The following is an 18,516-nucleotide window of genomic DNA, read 5'->3' on the forward strand; positions in this document are numbered from 1 at the left end:
GTTTTTCCCACTTTTCGGGTCTGCCTGATCAGAAACCCTGCAGGATCATAAATCCTTCTACATTCACCTATCCCTCGCGCATGGCACCACGAGCGATCCTGGAACACGGTTACAGCCCGTTATTCATTTTTTTGGTACCTCTCTCATCAAGGCCATTTCCACTACCTTTACATTATCCACTTCGACATATATACCCTGTATGCGAATCATCAGGGCACCTTCCATCGGCATCGCCCACGAACTGGTGGTAAAGATGGTGCTTGAGAAGGGCCGGGTGCTGGATACCGAAGACGGCGAGGCAACGGTCGAATTCGATGAGATCGCTGTCAGGGTGGAGAACCCGCTTGCCGAACCAATGGTGAGCCCGCATTCCCGGTTTTCACGAAAATTCATGGAGAAATATGCAGATGACCTCCTGAATGGCACTTCTGCCGTTTTTGAATACGACTATCACGACCGGATCTTCAACTGGGGGGAACGGCTCTATACAAGTGAGGGGGCGGAGATCCATGTCGACCAGATCGAATACATCACCAGGAAACTCGCCTCATCACCGGTAACCCGGAGGGGTATTGCCATCACCTGGAACCCGCCCATCGATGAACATCTCGACGATTGTCCCTGCCTCCAGTTACTGCAGTGCCTGGTCAGGGACGGGCGCCTTGGCATGAAGGTCGTGTTCAGGAGCAACGACATGCTCACTGCTTCAGGTGCAAACATGTTCGCACTGGTCCACCTGCAGAACGCAATCGCCACCCGGTTGGGGGTTCCTCCGGGACCCTACACCCACATCTCGCTCGTACCGCACATCTATTATCGGCGCGATGTCGATGATCTGGAGTCGTTCTGCGGGAAAGGAGACCGGATCCGGCCGATAGACGAGGTCTGCCGGGCCTGTGGAAAATGCCGGTCAGCGGGCCGTAATCAGTCAGGTTAATTAAGAAAAAGCAGTAATATGCTAGGGTGTTCAGCCCGGTAGTGTAGCGGTCAATCATGCGGGACTCTGGATCCCGCGACAGCAGTTCGAATCTGCTCCGGGCTATCAGTGCTGTTATCTTATAACTTGCTCCCCTTTTTTATCGCCTCGCTTCAGAACGTTCTTCTCCTTGTTCCCCGGGGTGGTGGCCCGGCCGGGTTTTCCGGCAGATGAATGCACAATGGTCAGGATAGTATGGGAAAAGCATGACCCGCGAAAGGATATCAAGTTCTCCCTGTACGAGTTCCCGCTCCGCTTCCAAAAAGAGATCGCCAGGGTCCCTGGTCACATCGATGCTCCTCGGTTTCAAGATCAGGACGGCAGTGCCGCCCTCTTTCAGGAACCCCAGGTTTTTCAGCAGGATCGCGACCTGCCAGGGGGAGGCAACGTCCTGGTAGATAAGATCGACCTCCTCAACCAGTGACCGGTAGACCTCTGGTCTCCTGGCATCGGCAAGGATGGGGATGATGTTTTTCCGTGATTCAGCAACAACGAGCAGGTCCTGAAGGGGCCGCGGCGCGATCTCGACAGCATACACGACTTCCGTATAATCGGCAACATGGGAGACAGTCGTCCCGTTTGCTGCACCAAGGTAGAGGACGCGGTGGCCGGCCTGCAGCTCCAGCTCCGCCCCACGGTGAAAGAGGGCGGCAAGCTTGCTCCGTTTGGGATCCCAGGCCCGGTAGCCCTGGATCATCCGCTCGCCATATACCCCTCCCGGACCTTCTGATACCAGCTGCCCTTCAATCCAGATCATACCCTTCTCCCTGCTCTGCGGACCGATTCTTCCGCCCTTTTCAAAAATTCCTTGTCGATGCTGTTCCGGTAATAATCCATGCGTGCGGCGATGGCCAGTTTGGCCGAGAGGGTCCGGGCGACCCGTCCCCTGTTCTCCCGACGTGCACCGTGGACCCTGCCGTGCTGGTAGATGATCCCGTGTTTTGGTGGCGGCGTGCCGGCTGAGAGGTGCGAGAAGAGGGCGGTTTTCGCACCGAGAACCTGGATGGTCGCTGCCGGCATGGCCGCCAGTTCGCTGATTCCCCCGGCTTCTGCAGCGAGGCGGGCTGCGACCAGTCCACCGGCAAGGGCGCTGCAGTTCGGGAGCGCTTCCCCGGCCCTTCTGGAGACCTCCTTCATGAGCTCTGATCGCCGATCTTTCAGCCGGTCGATTTCATCGAGCAGGCCGGCAAGGGCATCGTCAGCATCCTCGCGTATCAGCTCGTTGTGGCTGCGGCCGGCCGGGAGCACCCGTTTGCGGCTGAAGCCCGGCCGGGTGGCATGGTGCCATTCCACCGCCCTTTCGGTCAGGAGGTTGATGACTTCATCGAGCAGGTCGAGCATCCGGACCATCTGGATTAGTCCTGACGAACGGGTAAAAAGGGCTCGTTCAAGGTTCCTCCTGGCAAGGGCGAATGAAACGTCCCGGAGGCGTTCCAGGTATTCTCCCCTGTCGCGGACCACCCCGCACCGGACCGCAACCCTCCAGTCCGGCATGCAGGCGTTGCCGTCCTCTGCAAGGCTCTCGACCCGCACGGCACAGACCACGGGATCATCGTGGACAGGATGGCATACCGGGCCCTCTCTATCGCCGAACCAGTAGGATTCCATGGTACATTATTAATGGGGCTGCGGGGTCATTAGCCTGCTCCACAACCGTATTCCCGTAAATCCGCCGTTCACAGAACCGGAACTCCGAACGAGAACAGGATGACCGGGACCATGACTGCCCCCATGCAGAAGAGCTGGGGCACGTTCAGCAGCCGTGGTATGAGGCCGGTCATGGTCGCGAGCAGGAGGACAAACAGCCCAAAAAATCCTGACAGGAGAAAGGTGAGTACCACCATGAAGGCGATCACCGCACGATTGACCCCCTGTTTATCGATTCCCCCCAGCCGCCAGGCGGAACCTGCCAGCAGGATGGTGATGAGGTAGGCGCAGCATGCGGCAAGCGCTGCAGCGAGGATGAGGGTGCCAAGGGGGGGAACTTCGATCGAAGAGAGGGCGACCATGACCCCGTTCCTCATCCGGGCAATCGCTGCAAATGCTGCCAGTCCTACCACCGCATTGACGGTATTGGCTGCGCTGGTGGCAAAGATGTACTCACGGGGGTCCCTGTCATACGGAGTACCGGTGGCGATGACCGCGTTTGCGGTGGCGTTCGAGAGTCCCGGGAGCCAGCCCACCACCACACCGGCAGCCGTTCCTGCAAAACCTCCCCTGATCAGGGTTCTCCGGGAAAGAGATAGCCCGGAAAACCGCTGTTCCGGGACTTTTCCGCTTCCGGAGACCAGAAGGATGGAGATACCAAAGAGCCCTGAAAGGAGCGGCATGAGCATGCCAGAGGATCCAAGGGGTGAGATGCAGAGGAACCCGAAATGGAAAGTAAAGATGCCTAGCAGCCCGGATGCCAGGAAGACCGTAAAGGCATGCACCGGAGACTCGCTCCACAGGACAAGGAAGGCCGCCACTGCGGTAATGACGATTCCTGCCCCCCAGTCCACCGTACTCTGGATATACGGGGCCACCAGAAGGAGGCCAAGCGCGACCAGGATGCCGGCAATGAAACCTCCTGCGCTCCCGAGCGCGGCTATCCTCACCGCTTCTTCTCCTTTACCTTCGAGGCAGAGCGCGTGGGATGGGATGACCGAGAGCGCGGTATCAGGGTCCGGAATCCCGAGAAAGGTGCTGGGGATGGTATCGAGAAATGTGTGGGTGATCAGGGCCGCGACCATTGCCGCCGCGACCATTTCCGGTCCGAACACCGGTATCAGGGATGTCTGGACAGCGAGCAGGCCACCGGCCATGGTATTGACGTGGATCCCCGGCACGAGCCCGCTGATGGCCCCGAGCACGATGCCCGCGGCAACCCCGGCGAGAAATCCCATCATCCGGGCAACATTGCGGGGAGATGCAGATAAATACATCGAAACCGGATTATTCATACCAGGTGGGTGCAGGTACATGAACATCGCGGTAACCAGGCTCGCTGGAAAAGAGACGACGGATGCTGCACGGTGCCGGGCGTTCGGACACACGTGCTACTCTGTAGCTCCGCTCCGGGCCGATATCAACCAGTCCCTTGTCTCAAGGTTCGTGGAGTCGGTCGAAAAGAACCTGTACGACTGCCTCTTCTTCACGAGTGCGCTCCCTGCACAGATCATTGCACCCCGCCTCTCTCGCTGGCCCCGGGTGGTTGCCATAGGACCCCAGACGGCAAGAACGCTCCGGCACTTCGGGATCGAGTCCGAGATCCTTCCCCGCTACTACTCGTCTGCCCTTGTCCCCTTCCTCGGGGAGTGGATACAAAATAAGCGGATCGGTATCCCACGCGCTGACGTCCCGAACCCCGGCCTGATCAGCGGCATCAGGAACGCCGGGGGTATCCCTGAAGAAATCCGGATATACTCGCTCATCCCTACAGGATATGAACTGGATCTCGTAAAAGCGCAGGCCATCCTCTTCACCAGCGCCATGTCGTTCGAACGGGCTATCTGGAAGAGGCGGAACGGACTTCTCCTCATGGCTATCGGTGAATCAACCGCGTCAGCCATGTGCAGGGCCGGGGTCGTCCCTTCTGTTACCGGTGACGGTTCGCTTGACGGGACCCTCCGGGCGCTCAATTCCTTCCTTGCAACCAGTCCCGGCAGGACCCGCGCCCTATGACCCCCGAGTTTCCGGGTTCCCGGATTACGAATACCGGCATCCTTATCATCGATAAACCCCGGGGGCCTTCAAGCCACCAGGTAACGGCATGGGCCGGTGGGATCCTCGGCGCCCCGGTTGGACACGCAGGAACGCTCGATCCCGGGGTGTCCGGCGTTCTGGTGGTGATGATTGGCAACGCGGTGCGCCTGGCCCCCCTCCTCCTTGCCGGGGATAAGGAATATGTCTGCCTGCTCCGGACTCATGCGGATGTGCCCGCCGGACAGATGCAGTCCATGCTGGCGGAATTCACGGGAAGGGTCTACCAGCGCCCGCCGAGAAAGAGCGCGGTGGCCCGGAATCTCAGGATACGAACCGTGCAGGATATTGGGCTGCTGGATGTTTCCGGGCGATCGTTCCTCCTGAAGATCCGGTGCGATGCCGGCACGTACATCCGCTCCCTCTGCCACCACATCGGGCTTGCACTTGGCTGCGGGGCGCACATGGAAGAGTTGCGCCGGACCATGGCCGGGAATTTCCACGAGCGCGATGCCGTAACACTCCAGCAGCTCAAAGATGCGGTTGTGCGGGCATCGCAGGGGGATCCCGCCGGCCTGGGTTCGATGATTCGCCCCCCGATTGACGCGTTGGAGGGCGTCCCCCGCGTCGTTGTCAGGGACTCTGCCGTGGATGCGGTCTGCCACGGCGCCGTGCTGGCCCGGGCAGGGCTCGCCGGGACAGACCGGTTCGAGCGTGGCGCGGCCGTTGTGCTGGTTACCGAGAAGGGAGAGCTGATCGGTCTTGGCAGGTCCATGGTATCATCCCGTGATGCCGGGGAAATGGACCACGGACTGGTGGTTGCACCAACATCGGTCTTCATGAAAACGGGCACGTATCCCCGGGGTTGGAAGAGGGCTAAGGAATCATCCCGGCCTCCCGGGAAGAGATAGCCTTAAAAAAATGCCCTGCGTACAGTATGGATGCATTTTTCTTGGCTGAGGTAGTCTAGCGGTAGGGCGCAGGCCTGGAAAGCCTGTGGGGCGTCCAGCCCCTCGGGAGTTCAAATCTCCCCCTCAGCGTTCACGTTTTTTTGTCCATCCGGGCTGGCGCATCATGCAGGCGCTGTTCTGCGAATGCGATGTATTCGGCAACGATCTCAAACCCGAGAAAGTGCCTCCCGGTTTCCCTGCTGGCGACTGCCACCGTGCCCGATCCCAGGAACGGGTCGAGAACGAGGTCTCCGGGATTGCTCGAATAGCACAGGATCTTCCGGACCAGTTCCAGGGGAAGCTTGGTGGGAGTCTTCTGCTTTCCTTTCCAGTACTCGCGGTTGATCACCCAGACATCCTCGGGGTAATGGTCCATTTTGTTGAAGGTATACTGCCGTGGGTTTTTCACGGCGTACAGGATGTGGTAGTGGCTGGTCACATATTTTTTCCGGGTATATACCCCGAACTGGTACTTCCAGATGATATGGTTGAGGGTGACAAACCCGGCATCGTCGAGGCTGCAGAGGACATCCTTCAGGCGGTTCCAGCCCGAGAATACGTAGAGACTCCCCGAACCGGAGAGGACGCGATACGCCTCTCCCATCCAGGAGCGGGTGAACTCCGCGTAGTCATCCGCAGCTATCTCCCTGTAACCGTCGAGTACATGCCGTCCCGTGCGGTTATAGTTCATGCGCTGCGCCCGGAATTCGATGGCAAACGGTGGATCGGTAACAACCAAGTCGACCGATCCTGCCGGGATACGTGCCATCATCTCCAGGGCGTCTCCCTGGTAGATCCTGTCTGCCTCAAACGGGCCGAGGTGCCGGTTCACGCGGAAACCCTGCCCGGATCAGCAGGTCTCCCCTGCTGCACGGCCCAGCTCGAATGCCTTTGTATTGATCACCACGGTATTGGGGGGGACCAGGCGCTCGATCGCCCTGGCCAGGGAATCTGCGGCCAGGGGCATATGGTGCGATGCCGCTCCGAGCATCACCACGTTTGCAGCAAGCGGGCTTCCCGCTTCCCGGGCGATCGCATCGGCATCGATGAGGCAGAGGTCTTTTGCCGCCAGGAGCGAGACGATCTCCTCCTCAGAAGGCAGGGAGAGCTTCTGGACATAGACCGATGTCGGGACGACCATGTGGCGGTTGACCACCATCCTTCCCGTGTCTTTCAGGAAGTGGGAATACCTCAATGCTTCGAGCATGTCGAACGCGATGAGCAGGTCCGCCGTGCCGGGAGCGATCAGCGGTCCGTACCTTCCATCGATCCTGATATGGCTCTCGACCGATCCGCCGCGCTGGGCCATTCCGTGGGTCTCTGCGCCCCGGACCGATCGTTGCTCCATCAGGCAGGCCTCACCCAGGATATTAGAGGCAAGGATGGTCCCCTGTCCCCCAATCCCGACAATCATGATATCATACCCTCCGCTCATCGTGCACCCTCCTTCCGGATCGCCCCGGCAGGGCAGAGCTGGGCACAGACCGAGCAGCCGCTGCAGAGTTCATTGATGAACGCCTTTTCATCATGTCGTTCGATGGCCGGGCAGCCGAATGCAATGCAGATGCCGCATCCGGTACAGGGTTCAGGATCTACCAGGTATCTTCCCCTCCTGATCCCCGCACGGCGGGCAGTGATGACACAAAACTGCTTGGCGATGATGACCTTTACCCCCGGGCGCTCCCTGGCATCCTTCAGTGCGGCGGTAAGGGCTGCCATATCGTAGGGGTTGACCGTCTCCACGAACGCCACACCACAAGCCCTGCAGACCGCTTCGAGCGAGACAGGGACAGCAGGTGTCCCGCATGCCGTAAGCCCGGTGGTCGGGTTTGGCTGGTGGCCGGTCATCGCTGTTGTCCGGTTATCGAGGATGACCACCGTCATCCGTGCATCGTTGTAGACCGCATTCATCAGCCCCTGGATGCCGGTATGCAGGAAGGTTGAATCCCCGATCGTGGCCACAATTTCCCGCTCTTCTCCGGCATGAACCATGCCGCTGCCGACCGTGATCGAGGCGCCCATGCAGATCGTGGTGTCGACGGCACCAAGCTGAAGCCCCAGCGTGTAGCACCCGATATCGCTGGGATAGATACCATCCCTGAATACCTTCCTGATGGCGTAGAAGACCGGCCGGTGCATGCAGCCTGCACAGAGAATCGGGGGGCGGGGGGGCAGGTCCGCCCTGGGAGAAACCTCCGGGAAGGTCCGTGATGGATGAAACCCGCATGAAGCCATGATCCGGGCAACCGCTGGAGGGGAGAATTCTCCCTCGTAGGGAGAATGCCCGTCCTTCTTCCCGTAAACCGTGACGCATCCGGCAACCTCGCGGACCGTTTCTTCGAGGACCGGTGCAAGTTCCTCGATGACCAGCACCTCTTCGTGGAGCCGGACGAAATCGGCAAGCCATGCTTCATCGAGAGGGTATGCGCCGACCTTGAGGAACGAGACTCCATCAGGGATCACCTCCTGCACGTAGGATGCAGCAATACCGCTGGCGATGATCGCCTTGCTGCCCCGCACCGTTGCCTTGTTGTAGCCGAGTTCACCAAGCCGCTTCCGTATTTTCGGCTGTTTTTCGTTGAGTTTCTTATGGAGGATCCTGGTATGGGCCGGGATCACCACGTACTGGCGGGGATCCCGGTGAAACTCACCCTTCCTCGTATTCTGCAGGACCGGGCCCAGTTCCACGTCACCCTTGGAATGGCAGATCCGGGTAGTCGGCCGGAAGAGCACCGGCAGGCCGAGTTCCTCGGAGAGGGAGAAGGCGTCACGAACCATGTCGTGGGCTTCCTGGATGGTTGCCGGATCGAGACATGGGATACGGGCAAACTTTGCGTACATCCGGCTGTCCTGTTCATTCTGCGATGAGTGTGCAAAGGGATCGTCGGCACTCATGATGACGAGCCCGCCGGTTACTCCGGTATATGCGCTGGTCATCAGGGGATCGGCTGCCACGTTGAGTCCGACATGCTTCATGGTACAGAGCGCACGGACTCCGCACCATGCAGCAGCCAGGGCGTTTTCGAGAGCGACCTTCTCATTGACCGACCACTCTGCATAGTAACTCCGGTCAGGGAGCGATGAGAGAACCTCGATCACTTCCGATGACGGGGTTCCCGGGTACCCGCTGATAAAACTTACCGGTGATTCGAGGCATCCGTGCGCAATAGCCTCGTTGCCGAGAAGATAGCGTCGTTCCATAGTTCCTCCAGGGCGTCGTCTCCTGGAATAAGTCTGTTTCGTACCATTATATAGTGATTCGGCTCTTATTTCAAAACTTATAAGAGGATCCGCGGATCACGTAATAAACCAGATTGTGGGCCCGTAGCATAGCCCGGTGGTGCGCCCGGCTGATAACCGGGAGGTCATGTGTTCGAATCACATCGGGCCCATTCCCATTTTCTTAATTACCCCGAAGCGACAATGTTCAGGTATGCAGAAGAACCATAAGATCCTGCTTGGTGCGGCGCTCATCGTATGCCTCGGCCTTTTTGTCATCGATATCTTAGCCGGGCTGGCTGGTCTCATCGTTTTCGCAGCACTCCTGATGTCAGTCATGGTAATGGAAGACTCGCTGGGCAGGCCCAGCATATTGGCCACCCTGCAGGATGATTCAAAGAGCCTCAAGCTGAGAAACAGAGGGAATGCCCCGGCACAGGATATCCATGTAACCGTCATCCCCTATAATATTGAGTTTGATATCCCCGGGCTCCAGGTGGAAGAAAATTTCTTCTATCCGTTTGAAACCATGGTGCCCCAGGCAAAAGTGGTTGTCACCTACCAGAACGAGCAGGGAACCCGGTTCTCCAAGACCTTTGTGCTCTCCGCGCTCGACAAGGACGAAGACGATCTCCTCAAACCGGCTTTCCCCATGTTCAGCTGGAAAGAGAAAGAGGACTGATTCACCCGCTTTTCTTTTCTTTTCCCATGATATAGTCGAGCGTTACCCTGAGGGCGGCGATCAGCTCGTCCTGGCCTTTGAGGTAGTCGTGAAAGGCGGCATAGAGCATGAAGAGGATTTCCACGCCGTATCCGGATACTGCTTCCTGTGCAGATATCTCATTTTTATATGAATCCACCAGGAACCCGTCGAACGAATACATGATCTCGAAGATCTTACCGTCTTCGGAAAGGACACAGAACTGGTCATCGACCTTCCTGGTTGGATTGTCCGGGCGGAATTCTGCGGGGGTGGTCTTTCCCAGCACGATCATCTTCCTCCTGAAAAAGACCGTATCGTAGAGCTCGCCCTTTGTGTCCTGCTTGCCCCGCTCCAGCATGTTCATGCCTATGGCAGGGATCAACGGGCGTGCAGTCCGGATCATCCGGGAGAGAAGGGCTGCCTCTTCTCTCATCACCTCTTCCGAAAGGGCGGATGTCTCCCCTTCCCGCTCCCTGATCCGGTCGGCCAGTTTCCTGAACCCCGCTTCGATCTCATCCATGGAGATTGCTCCGGTATGCCATGAAAGACTTCGTATGGAGAGAGCCGTACTTAAGCTTTTCATCGGCGATTGGCGCATGGGACGTTCCTGGTGCGGTATCATGACCTGCTGGATCCCGGCGGGGACATGCGGCCTGCCGGTTCACCAATGAAGAAATAGGTCCGGTCTTCGGTGATGCGGGCGTCCAGTTCAGTTCCGATGGAAAAGTCCCCTTCCAGGACGATTCCGGTATACGTTGCAGTCCTTGCAAGAACGGTTCCCGGCCTGATCCGCTCCGTAACAAGGACGGGGTGGGTACTGCCCACCAGGGTTCTGTTGATCTGCCGGTAGATTTTCCCGGCATTGTACTGGACCAGGCGCGAGCGATCCTTTTTCACGCGATCGATTGGTGCATCGAACATTGCGGCAACCGTGCCAGGCCTCGGGGAGTACCTGGTGATATTGATCTTGGCCGGGCGCATCCGGTTGAGGAGATCGATGGTTGATGTCACATCGTCCTCTTCCTCCCCCGGGAAGCCAACGATGATGTCGGTGGCCAGGGTGATATCGGGGTTGCGCCTCCTGAGGGCACAGCTTATCCCGATCACGTCCTCCGGGGAATACATCCGTCCCATCCTCCGGAGCACGCGATCCGACCCGGATTGCACCGGGATGTGTGCAAACCTGAAAACATTATCTGTTCCGAACGATTCGGCAAGGGGGTCGAGGATGGGGAGGATGGTTGCCGGGTTCATCATGCCTACCCTGGCCCTGAAGGTCCCGGGAACCTCCCCTATCCTGGCGAGCAGATCGGGCAGCGATTCGCCGGTATCCTGACCCCAGGCACTGCAGTCCTGGGCCGTCAACCGTATTTCAGCCGCTCCGGACCGGATGGCAGAACGGACATCGGCAAGGATTGTGTTGCCCGGGTAGCTCCTGAGGGGGCCCCGGGCCAGTCGGGTGATGCAGTACGTGCAGGAACCCTGGCACCCTGATCCCAGCTGGACAATTCCGACATCATACGGCAGCGGCGGCCCGCCTTCCTGGTGTATTCCGGCACCGGAAGGAAGCGGAAGAAAGACCGGGTTGCATACCGAGAGTATCTCTTCCCGCTGCACCTGCGCCATACATCCGGTCACATAGAGCGGTTTGTCGTGAAGTGCCCTGAGTACCCGGATCATCCTTCGTTCGGTTATACCGACCACCGTGCAGGTGTTGACCACCACGGCATCGGCTTCGCGGACCGTGCACCCAAGCACGCACCCGAGATCGGCCAGGATCCGCTCCAGGATCCTTGAATCGCCCTGGTTGAACGTGCATCCGAAGGTGAGGACTGCGATTTTTTTCCCACGGAGACCTTCGAGACATTCTCTAAGGTGCATGGAACCACCACGGTCCGTCACGGTGAACTCCCGATCCGTCATTGCTCCCAAGAACATATCTGTCCGGTGACCCTCATCAACCCCCGGATCGGTGCCGGAAAACATGAGCCGTACCTCTCCCTGCGACGATGGAATTATTGCTGATATGAAAATGCTTAACCGATGGTGCGGTCAAACATCTAGTGATGATCACCATCGGGCTGCTCGGATGCGGCAACATCGGTCGTATCATCGGCGAATATAAAGGAACCTGGAAGATCGTCGCCCTATATGACCTGGTACCCGAAAAGGCCGGGGAGCTTGCCGGGGTGACCGGGGGAAGATCCTGCGCCGATTTTGAAAGCTTCATCCGGGCGGACTTCGATCTCGTGGTGGAAGCTGCTTCGGTGAAAGCAGTACGCACCTACGCGGAGTCTATCCTCCGAAATGGTAAAGACCTGGTTATACTGAGCGTTGGGGCACTCGCTGATCCCTCCTTCCGGGACGAGATTGTTAGCATCGCTGGAACAATGGGAAGGCGGGTATACATCCCGAGCGGTGCGATATGCGGTCTCGACAACCTGAAGGTGGCACGGATATCCCCGTTGACCCGCCTGCTGCTCAGGACCACCAAGAGCCCGGCATCTCTCGGCATCGCTGCGGCCGAGAGAACCCTGGTGTTCCAGGGCAAGGCGAACGAATGCATCAAAGAGTTTCCCAGGAACGTCAATGTATCCGTCGCCCTCAGCCTGGCATGCGGCAGGGACGCTGATGTCGAACTGTACGTGGACCCTGCTGTCAAGCGGAATGTCCACGAGATCTATGCCGAGGGGGCTTTCGGAGACCTGTACATAAGGGTCAGCAACCTCCCCAGCCCTGACAACCCGGCGACAAGCTACCTCGCTGCGCTGTCCATCCTCTCGCTCCTGGACAATATCGGCAATCCGCTCGTGGTGGGCACATGAGGATCCAGGACCGGATACGTGCCCTGAAGGAGGAGAGGGGCGCGGTCATCCTCGCCCATAATTACCAGCGGCCGGAGATCCAGGACGTGGCAGATATCGTCGGGGACAGCCTGGAACTGGCAATATCGGCAAAAGAGACGGATGCAGCAGTGATCGTCCTGTGTGGCGTCGATTTCATGGCAGAGACGGCCAAGATCCTCAATCCCGGAAAGACGGTACTCCTGCCGGTGAAGGATGCAACCTGCCCGATGGCACACCAGCTCACGCCGGACAAAATCCGCGAGGCACGGGCTGCCCACCCCGAAGCATCAGTAGTACTCTATGTCAACAGTACTGCGGAGAGCAAGGCGCTTGCCGATATCGTATGCACATCTGCAAATGCGGTCAAGGTGGTCCGATCGCTTCGTACCCGGGAAGTCCTCTTCGGCCCGGACTGCAACCTTGCTGCATATGTCCAGAACCTCATCCCTGAAAAAGAGATCATCCCCGTCCCGGAAGACGGGCACTGCTACGTGCATGAAGTCTTCACCCCGGATGACCTTGACAGGGCACGAAAACGCGGGGGCAGGATCATCTGTCACCCCGAATGCAGACCCGAAATCCAAAAGGGAGCTGACGTCATTGCATCGACCGGAGGTATGGTCCGGGCCGCTCCCGGCGCCGAGACCTGGAACGTCCTGACCGAAAGGGGCATGGGTTACCGGCTGGAGAGGCTCTTTCCCACGAAAACGTTCTACACCAAGCAGGAGGCGATCTGCGTGGACATGAAAAAGACCACCCTGCAGGACCTCTTCCGCTCGCTCGAGCGGATGCAGTACGAAGTTATCCTCGATCCGGTGGTTGCTTCCCATGCCCGGGCGGCAATCGACCGCATGATTGCCCTTGGGAGGTAGCCGCGCATGGAAGACCCTGACCTTCTCCTCTCATTCATCCACGAGGACGCCCCGTTTGGGGATATCACATCAGATGCCGTCATCGGTACGGTCCGGTGCCGTGCGCACATCGTTGCCCGGGAAGAAGGTGTAATCGCCGGCATCGAAGAGGCTGTTTTCCTCTTCAGGCACTTCGGCGTCGACGTCAACCCCCTGGTGGCAGACGGTGACAGTGTCCGTGCCGGGACGGCGGTTCTCGAACTTGCTGGTCCGGCACGACAAATCCTCCTTGTAGAGCGGACCGCCCTGAACATTTTGGGAAGGATGAGCGGGATTGCCTCCCTGACACGGCGTTGCGTCCTCCTGCTCTCGCAGTCGGGAAGGAACTGCAGGATTGCCGCCACCCGGAAGACCGCCCCGGGGCTCAGGAAGCTCGACAAGAAAGCAGTCGTCATTGGTGGCGGAGACCCCCACCGGTTCAGCCTCTCCGACGGCATCCTGATCAAGGATAACCACCTTGCCCTGGTCCGGATCGATGATGCGGTCCGGGCGGCAAAACAGGCATCGTGTTACCGGAAGGTCGAAGTCGAGGTCACCACGCTGCAGGAGGCGGTTATGGCGGCAGAGGCCGGCGCCGATATCCTCATGTTTGACAACATGACTCCCGCCCAGGTGACGGCTGCAATCGGAACCCTCCGTGACCGCGGGTTGACCGATCGCCTCCAAATCGAGATATCCGGTGGAATCGACGAGGGAAACCTGCTTTCCTACGCACTTCCTGGGGTTGACCTCATCAGCGCTGGCATGCTCACCCACAGTGTTAAGAACCTTGATATCAGCCTCGATATCGTGCCGGAAAATCCCAAACACCCCTGAATCTTTATTTTCTCTCCCGGGCGATACCAAAAGCCTTATTAGACTTCGATCCTAACCGCGGGATAACGGGAGGTGGGTATGGACGGCGAGGATCTGGCAGGACTGGATGGGAAATACGTCGAGATCGAAGCCCGCCGGAGGAGGACCCGGGAATTCATCAACCGGCTGAAGAGTCCAAATCTTGACACCCGGTGGAGGGCAGCCGAAGCCCTGGGGATTGTCGGAGACCAGACCGCGGTGCAACCGCTCATCGAGGCACTCGACGATCCCTTCGTCGAAGTCTCATGGCTTGCGGCCAAGTCTCTGGGTTCGCTTGGTGACAGCAGGGCGGTTGAGCCGCTCATCAGGGCGCTGAAATCCGATGAGAAATGGCTCAGGATCGGCGCGGCAATCGGTCTGGGGAAGATCCGGGACAAAAAAGCGGTCGGGCCCCTGATCGATGCCCTCCATGATAAGAGAGCCCCGGTCAGGAAGCATGCTGCATGGGCGTTGGGCGCAATCGGTGACGAGCGGGCGATCGGTGCGCTGACAGTAGCGCGATCCGATCCCGACGAAAAAGTCCGCCAGGCTGCCAAACTGGCACTACGCCTGATATCCGGGTCAGAAAACAGCGATGAGATGCAGGGGGATGCACCCGGTCCCCCTAGCGTTCCCGAACCATGATATCCTCTCGTGACTGCACGACGATCTCTTTTTCCCCCTGGTATGTCCGGACCGTTCCTGTTATGCAGACCCGGTCTCCTCGAGCAAGCTCAACGTCCTTTGCGACCGGTGCAGGAATGAAGACCCGGATATTTTCCACCCGGACCATGAGGTGTCCTCCGGTCCGTGTCGGTTGCAGGTCATCGATCACTCCCTCGGCACGGGCCAGGATCCCATCAGGGACATCGTTGTTGAAATCCCGCGCCAGGGACGCCCGGTCGATTCCACCAAGCACCACGGTAGCCCCCAGGATGGCCAGGGCCACCACGCAGAGAAGTCCAAACGCGATCCGCTCCTGGCGCAGTAGCATACCTGTTTGCATTTCCCTGAAAGCGTATAAAATCGACAGATTGATATGTTAACGCTGTTAACAAATTACCATGCATGACGTGAACCTCCCCCCCTCGTCAAGGACCGTCCTGCAGCTGCTCGATGAAGGCGGTGCAATGACCCACAAGGAGATTGTCAGCCGCAGTAACCTGGCACCGCGGACCGTCAGGTACGCATTGAAAAAGCTCAAGGAAAACAAGCTGATCATTGAAAAATTCAATTTCAGGGATGCCCGGCAGATCATTTACCAGAACCGGGAACCCCAGCAGGTGCCCGCATGAAGGATGCAGGGTGCGACATCCGGGTCTGTGACATCATGGTCCGGAAGTATCTCCCTGCCATGCGTGCGGAAATGGTCCTCCGCCTCGTTCAACGCGAGGGTATCAGCCAGAGTGACGCGGCAAAACGGCTCGGGGTGAGCAGGGCTGCAATTTCCCAATACCTGAGCGGGAAGAGAGGCGAGTCGAGGATCGAACTTTCCGGCGAACTCAGCACGCTGATCGACAAATGGGCGCACTCGGTTGCCGGATTGGATGCAGGGATCACCGTGTGTGACATCTGCCGCCTGACCCTGAAAAGAGACTGACTTATCTTTTAGCGACGCCATACCGTTCTCCTCCTCCAGGCCCATACCAGTACCAGGAGACCGACAGTGACCGTGGCAATCCCTACCTTCTGCAGGTCAGGCCCTGCCCTTCGGCCTGCTCCCCCCGCTTCCCAGTCATCTTCAAAAACCCGTGAATAGTACTCGCCGACATCGGGATGGTCGACAATCACCCCGGCTTCCCGGTTGAAGGTCGGCGAGTTGGTATTCCAGTTGATGCTGCTGACCAGGACCTTCCTCCGGTCGACAATCACACCCTTGTTGTGGATCTTCTCGATGTTGTTTCCAGCAAGGTCCGCACAGCGGGCTTCGAGGGGAATACCCTCTCTTCGTGCAAGTGCGTTCAGGACGGCAACCAGCTCATCATTATCCTCGTCTCCATCGGTGTTGTAGTAGTATGAATCGAGGAGGACCCGCACCCGGACCCCATTTCTTGCGGCCTCCACGGCACGGGCAAGGAAGGGATTCAAGGAGCCGTCGCTCTGGTTGGTTATGTATGCCTGTTCAATATCGATGCTTTCTGAAGCCTGGTCAATGAGATCCTCTACAAGCCGGCTCGTATCAGGAGCAATGACCGGGATTACCGTCGCATTGGAGAACCTGATAGGGAGAAATTCCACGCCGTATGAAGGCCTGGCCCATGACTCGCAAGAGCCCGGTTCTCCCGTGGCAGGTACCGCCCATCTGCCGTTAATGTCATATGAGAACACGTCACGGAAATAGCCGGCTACACGGGGATCTTCGAGTGCAACCCCCCATCCCCGGTTTCCCGACGTGCCCGGTTCAGGAAAGCCATTCTCCTTGAAATTCTCGCTCGTGACGACCACAATATCCGTGTCTATTACCATGAACTTGGCATGATCAAACCGGTAGGGAGCATGGACCTGTTCATTCGATATCATGATCGAGACCGGTACCCCTCCTTCGCGAAGGAGTCTGATAACTTCCTGCTCTTCATCGCTGATGCCCCCTACCGGCCCTCCTTCAAGGAGAACCCGGACTTCCACCCCCCGTGCCCGCGCATCGATGAGATCTCGCGCCATGCGGGGCGAGGTAAACTCGTAGACATTGACGAGAATGCTCACCTCAGCGGCTTCAACAGCATCCTCGAATATCTCGAGCGAGCAGTCCGGTGCAGTAAACGCGACACCGTCAACCTCGGTAAAGACCGCCGGAGTGAACCGCGACTGCCCGAGCATCAGCACCCTTGGGTCCCAGGAGCCCCCCTCGTAAAAATGAACCTGCCCTTGCCGGGCTGTAACATCACGCGGCCATACGACCTCCTGGACCAGGCGGCTATTCTCATAGAGCATCAGTTGGTCCCCGCTGTTCGAGAGCTGGAAGGTACCACTCCTGACCACGTCTGGAACAATCGGACTGTAGTCATACACTTCAAAATCCGGATACATCCCATGAGTCTCCAGATATGCGGCACTGTTCCGGGCAACGACCAGCCGTCCCGATATGTCGGATCCTGCCGGGAACCGGAACCCCCCCTCACCATCCGAGACAACGATCCCATCAAGGCTCCCCGTACCTTCAAGCACCACGTACTCGTCGGGATCACCGGACAGGAACGGATCCGGGCAGAATTCTACGATTGCTATTCCGGAAACCGGCCCAACCAGCAACAGGATCAGGAAAAAACAGAGCCTGCGCATATCACTCCGGTTCGGAGGCCCAGGTTATTAATCCCGCGAAATGAGATCTCAATGGGATGAAGGATCCGGTGGTGGTCAAGATAGGGGGGAGCCTTGCAGACCATGTCGCACCGGTCCTGGGAACCCTTCGATCCTGCCGGCAGCCTGCCCTGATCGTTCCAGGCGGCGGGGTATTCGCACGCCTCATCAGGGAATGTCCGGTGGATGACGATGCTGCACACTGGATGGCGATCTGCGCCATGGAGCAGTTCGGCTGGCTCATCGCTGCGCATGGCATCCCGCCTGTTGCAGACCTGCACGTCCCGGAAACCCTCGAGGTTCTTCTCCCCTACCTTCCGCTCAGGAACGCGGATCCGCTCCCCCATACCTGGGAGGTGACCTCTGATACCATTGCCGCCTGGGTGGCAGCCTCGCTCTCGCTCGACCTCGTGGTGTTAAAGTCCGTTGACGGGATCCGGTCCGGCGGTGTGCTCATCAACAGGCTCTCGCAGCCGGTTGAGACGGAGGTTGTTGATCCGTCATTCATCCCCTTTGTCATATCGAAGAAAGTCCGTGTGGTGATCCTCAACGGCAGGGTCCCGGACAGACTGGAGTCGTGGCTGCAGGGGCACCCGGTGACCGGCACGACCATCGGCTTTTAAATCCCCCAAACGAGATAATATAAGGACCGACAGACGGGAGTCAAAAAAAGTGACGATCCGCAAGTGTACATCATGCAATGTCCCCCTCGCGCTCGAAGGGGCTACAGAATTCGGGTGCCCGAAATGCGGGTTCGAGATCATGCGATGTGTCCGGTGCAGGGAACAGAGTATCCACTATGTGTGCCCGAAATGCGGGTTCAGGGGGCCCTGACTCATGGGAGATGTGGTTCTCATCATCCGGATCATGCCCGAATCTCCCGAAATAGACCTCGAAGATCTGAAATCGCGTATAACGTCCGCCATCGGAGGCCTGCACGATATCAGGGAAGAGCCGATCGGGTTTGGGCTCAAAGCGCTGAAAATTGCGGTGGTGGTCAGCGACGCCGGAGGAGAGAGCGATGCTGTTGAAGCCCGCCTCAACGATCTTGAGGGCGTCGAGCGTGCGGAGATCGTCGAACTGACCCTGACCTGATACA

Annotated in this window: 23 protein-coding genes and 3 tRNA genes; 16 read left to right on the plus strand and 10 right to left on the minus strand. The window is 58.5% G+C overall.

Annotated elements, in window-relative coordinates; genetic code table 11:
* The first annotated feature begins 199 nt into the window (after positions 1-199).
* Positions 200-937, plus strand: coding sequence for a thymidylate synthase (locus tag IPI71_03550; protein ID QQR71592.1), 738 nt, complete (start codon positions 200-202; stop codon positions 935-937).
* Positions 938-969: 32 nt separating this feature from the next.
* Positions 970-1,042: transfer RNA gene (locus IPI71_03555), tRNA-Gln, on the plus strand.
* Between the two features lie 34 nt (positions 1,043-1,076).
* Here the strand turns inward: IPI71_03555 and IPI71_03560 are convergent.
* From IPI71_03560 to IPI71_03570, 3 genes are all read right to left on the minus strand, one after another.
* Positions 1,077-1,733 carry a fibrillarin-like rRNA/tRNA 2'-O-methyltransferase gene (locus tag IPI71_03560; GenBank protein ID QQR71593.1) on the minus strand — a complete coding sequence of 219 codons (657 nt, stop codon included), beginning with the start codon at positions 1,731-1,733 and terminating at the stop codon, positions 1,077-1,079.
* On the minus strand, positions 1,730-2,584 hold the full coding sequence (locus tag IPI71_03565; GenBank protein ID QQR71594.1) for an RNA-processing protein: 855 nt from the start codon (positions 2,582-2,584) through the stop codon (positions 1,730-1,732). The genes IPI71_03560 and IPI71_03565 overlap by 4 nt, the downstream gene beginning before the upstream one ends.
* Positions 2,585-2,652: 68 nt before the next feature.
* Complete coding sequence (locus IPI71_03570; GenBank protein ID QQR71595.1) at positions 2,653-3,864, minus strand: tripartite tricarboxylate transporter permease; 1,212 nt, start codon at positions 3,862-3,864, stop codon at positions 2,653-2,655.
* 73 nt (positions 3,865-3,937) lie between these two features.
* Here IPI71_03570 and IPI71_03575 point away from each other — a divergent pair, with 73 nt between their 5' ends.
* The 3 genes from IPI71_03575 to IPI71_03585 all read left to right on the plus strand — a co-directional run bounded on the left by IPI71_03575 (position 3,938) and on the right by IPI71_03585 (position 5,697).
* Positions 3,938-4,639 carry a uroporphyrinogen-III synthase gene (locus tag IPI71_03575; protein ID QQR71596.1) on the plus strand — a complete coding sequence of 234 codons (702 nt, stop codon included), beginning with the start codon at positions 3,938-3,940 and terminating at the stop codon, positions 4,637-4,639.
* Positions 4,636-5,568, plus strand: a complete 933-nt coding sequence (locus IPI71_03580; protein QQR71597.1) for an RNA-guided pseudouridylation complex pseudouridine synthase subunit Cbf5 — start codon at positions 4,636-4,638, stop codon at positions 5,566-5,568. The genes IPI71_03575 and IPI71_03580 overlap by 4 nt, the downstream gene beginning before the upstream one ends.
* Positions 5,569-5,612: 44 nt before the next feature.
* Positions 5,613-5,697: transfer RNA gene (locus IPI71_03585), tRNA-Ser, on the plus strand.
* A 1-nt stretch (position 5,698) separates the two neighbouring features.
* Here the strand turns inward: IPI71_03585 and IPI71_03590 are convergent.
* The 3 genes from IPI71_03590 to iorA all read right to left on the minus strand — a co-directional run bounded on the left by IPI71_03590 (position 5,699) and on the right by iorA (position 8,808).
* Entirely contained in the window at positions 5,699-6,379 is a 681-nt protein-coding gene (locus IPI71_03590) for a site-specific DNA-methyltransferase (GenBank protein QQR71930.1), read from the minus strand.
* Positions 6,380-6,457: 78 nt separating this feature from the next.
* Complete coding sequence (locus tag IPI71_03595) at positions 6,458-7,042, minus strand: indolepyruvate oxidoreductase subunit beta (GenBank protein ID QQR71598.1); 585 nt, start codon at positions 7,040-7,042, stop codon at positions 6,458-6,460.
* Entirely contained in the window at positions 7,039-8,808 is a 1,770-nt protein-coding gene (iorA, locus tag IPI71_03600; protein ID QQR71599.1) for an indolepyruvate ferredoxin oxidoreductase subunit alpha, read from the minus strand. Before iorA ends, IPI71_03595 begins: the two co-directional genes overlap by 4 nt.
* 117 nt (positions 8,809-8,925) lie before the next feature.
* On the opposite strand from iorA, the gene IPI71_03605 reads away from it, so the two are divergent.
* Together IPI71_03605 and IPI71_03610 are read left to right on the plus strand one after the other, a co-directional pair.
* Positions 8,926-8,999 (plus strand) — tRNA-Ile (locus tag IPI71_03605).
* 41 nt (positions 9,000-9,040) lie between these two features.
* Positions 9,041-9,508 (plus strand): hypothetical protein, encoded by a 468-nt coding sequence (locus IPI71_03610; protein QQR71600.1) that lies wholly within the window; start codon positions 9,041-9,043, stop codon positions 9,506-9,508.
* 1 nt (position 9,509) lies between these two features.
* On the opposite strand, the gene IPI71_03615 is transcribed toward IPI71_03610, so the two are convergent.
* Entirely contained in the window at positions 9,510-10,049 is a 540-nt protein-coding gene (locus IPI71_03615; protein QQR71601.1) for a hypothetical protein, read from the minus strand.
* A 98-nt stretch (positions 10,050-10,147) separates the two neighbouring features.
* Complete coding sequence (locus IPI71_03620; protein QQR71602.1) at positions 10,148-11,410, minus strand: radical SAM protein; 1,263 nt, start codon at positions 11,408-11,410, stop codon at positions 10,148-10,150.
* Between the two features lie 185 nt (positions 11,411-11,595).
* On the opposite strand from IPI71_03620, the gene nadX reads away from it, so the two are divergent.
* The 4 genes from nadX to IPI71_03640 all read left to right on the plus strand — a co-directional run bounded on the left by nadX (position 11,596) and on the right by IPI71_03640 (position 14,765).
* Entirely contained in the window at positions 11,596-12,354 is a 759-nt protein-coding gene (gene nadX / locus IPI71_03625; GenBank protein ID QQR71603.1) for an aspartate dehydrogenase, read from the plus strand.
* On the plus strand, positions 12,351-13,247 hold the full coding sequence (gene nadA, locus IPI71_03630) for a quinolinate synthase NadA (GenBank protein ID QQR71604.1): 897 nt from the start codon (positions 12,351-12,353) through the stop codon (positions 13,245-13,247). The genes nadX and nadA overlap by 4 nt, the downstream gene beginning before the upstream one ends.
* Positions 13,248-13,253: 6 nt before the next feature.
* Entirely contained in the window at positions 13,254-14,102 is an 849-nt protein-coding gene (locus IPI71_03635; protein ID QQR71605.1) for a carboxylating nicotinate-nucleotide diphosphorylase, read from the plus strand.
* Positions 14,103-14,180: 78 nt separating this feature from the next.
* Positions 14,181-14,765: a HEAT repeat domain-containing protein gene (locus IPI71_03640; protein QQR71606.1), complete on the plus strand. Its 585-nt coding sequence runs from the start codon at positions 14,181-14,183 to the stop codon at positions 14,763-14,765.
* On the opposite strand, the gene IPI71_03645 is transcribed toward IPI71_03640, so the two are convergent.
* Entirely contained in the window at positions 14,746-15,114 is a 369-nt protein-coding gene (locus IPI71_03645) for a hypothetical protein (GenBank protein ID QQR71607.1), read from the minus strand. The two genes, IPI71_03640 and IPI71_03645, sit on opposite strands and share 20 nt — an antisense overlap.
* Before the next feature lie 70 nt (positions 15,115-15,184).
* On the opposite strand from IPI71_03645, the gene IPI71_03650 reads away from it, so the two are divergent.
* Together IPI71_03650 and IPI71_03655 are read left to right on the plus strand one after the other, a co-directional pair.
* Positions 15,185-15,415 carry a winged helix-turn-helix transcriptional regulator gene (locus tag IPI71_03650; protein QQR71608.1) on the plus strand — a complete coding sequence of 77 codons (231 nt, stop codon included), beginning with the start codon at positions 15,185-15,187 and terminating at the stop codon, positions 15,413-15,415.
* Complete coding sequence (locus IPI71_03655; protein QQR71609.1) at positions 15,412-15,720, plus strand: helix-turn-helix domain-containing protein; 309 nt, start codon at positions 15,412-15,414, stop codon at positions 15,718-15,720. Before IPI71_03650 ends, IPI71_03655 begins: the two co-directional genes overlap by 4 nt.
* A gap of 8 nt (positions 15,721-15,728) precedes the next feature.
* Here the strand turns inward: IPI71_03655 and IPI71_03660 are convergent, their stop codons facing one another.
* Positions 15,729-17,399, minus strand: coding sequence for a phospholipase (locus IPI71_03660; GenBank protein ID QQR71610.1), 1,671 nt, complete (start codon positions 17,397-17,399; stop codon positions 15,729-15,731).
* Between the two features lie 56 nt (positions 17,400-17,455).
* Between IPI71_03660 and IPI71_03665 the strand changes: the two genes are divergently transcribed.
* Genes IPI71_03665 through IPI71_03675 form a run of 3 tightly spaced genes read left to right on the plus strand, consistent with a single transcriptional unit; the run spans position 17,456 to position 18,512 of the window.
* The gene (locus tag IPI71_03665) at positions 17,456-18,040 is read left to right on the plus strand and encodes a uridylate kinase (GenBank protein ID QQR71611.1); all 585 of its coding nucleotides are present in this window, start codon (positions 17,456-17,458) and stop codon (positions 18,038-18,040) included.
* 49 nt (positions 18,041-18,089) lie between these two features.
* Positions 18,090-18,251: a DUF1610 domain-containing protein gene (locus tag IPI71_03670; GenBank protein ID QQR71612.1), complete on the plus strand. Its 162-nt coding sequence runs from the start codon at positions 18,090-18,092 to the stop codon at positions 18,249-18,251.
* Positions 18,252-18,254: 3 nt separating this feature from the next.
* Positions 18,255-18,512 carry an elongation factor 1-beta gene (locus tag IPI71_03675; protein ID QQR71613.1) on the plus strand — a complete coding sequence of 86 codons (258 nt, stop codon included), beginning with the start codon at positions 18,255-18,257 and terminating at the stop codon, positions 18,510-18,512.
* Positions 18,513-18,516 lie beyond the last annotated feature (4 nt).

The sequence above is a fragment of the Methanolinea sp. genome (assembly GCA_016699325.1).
In the GTDB taxonomy this organism is placed as follows: domain Archaea; phylum Halobacteriota; class Methanomicrobia; order Methanomicrobiales; family Methanospirillaceae; genus UBA9949.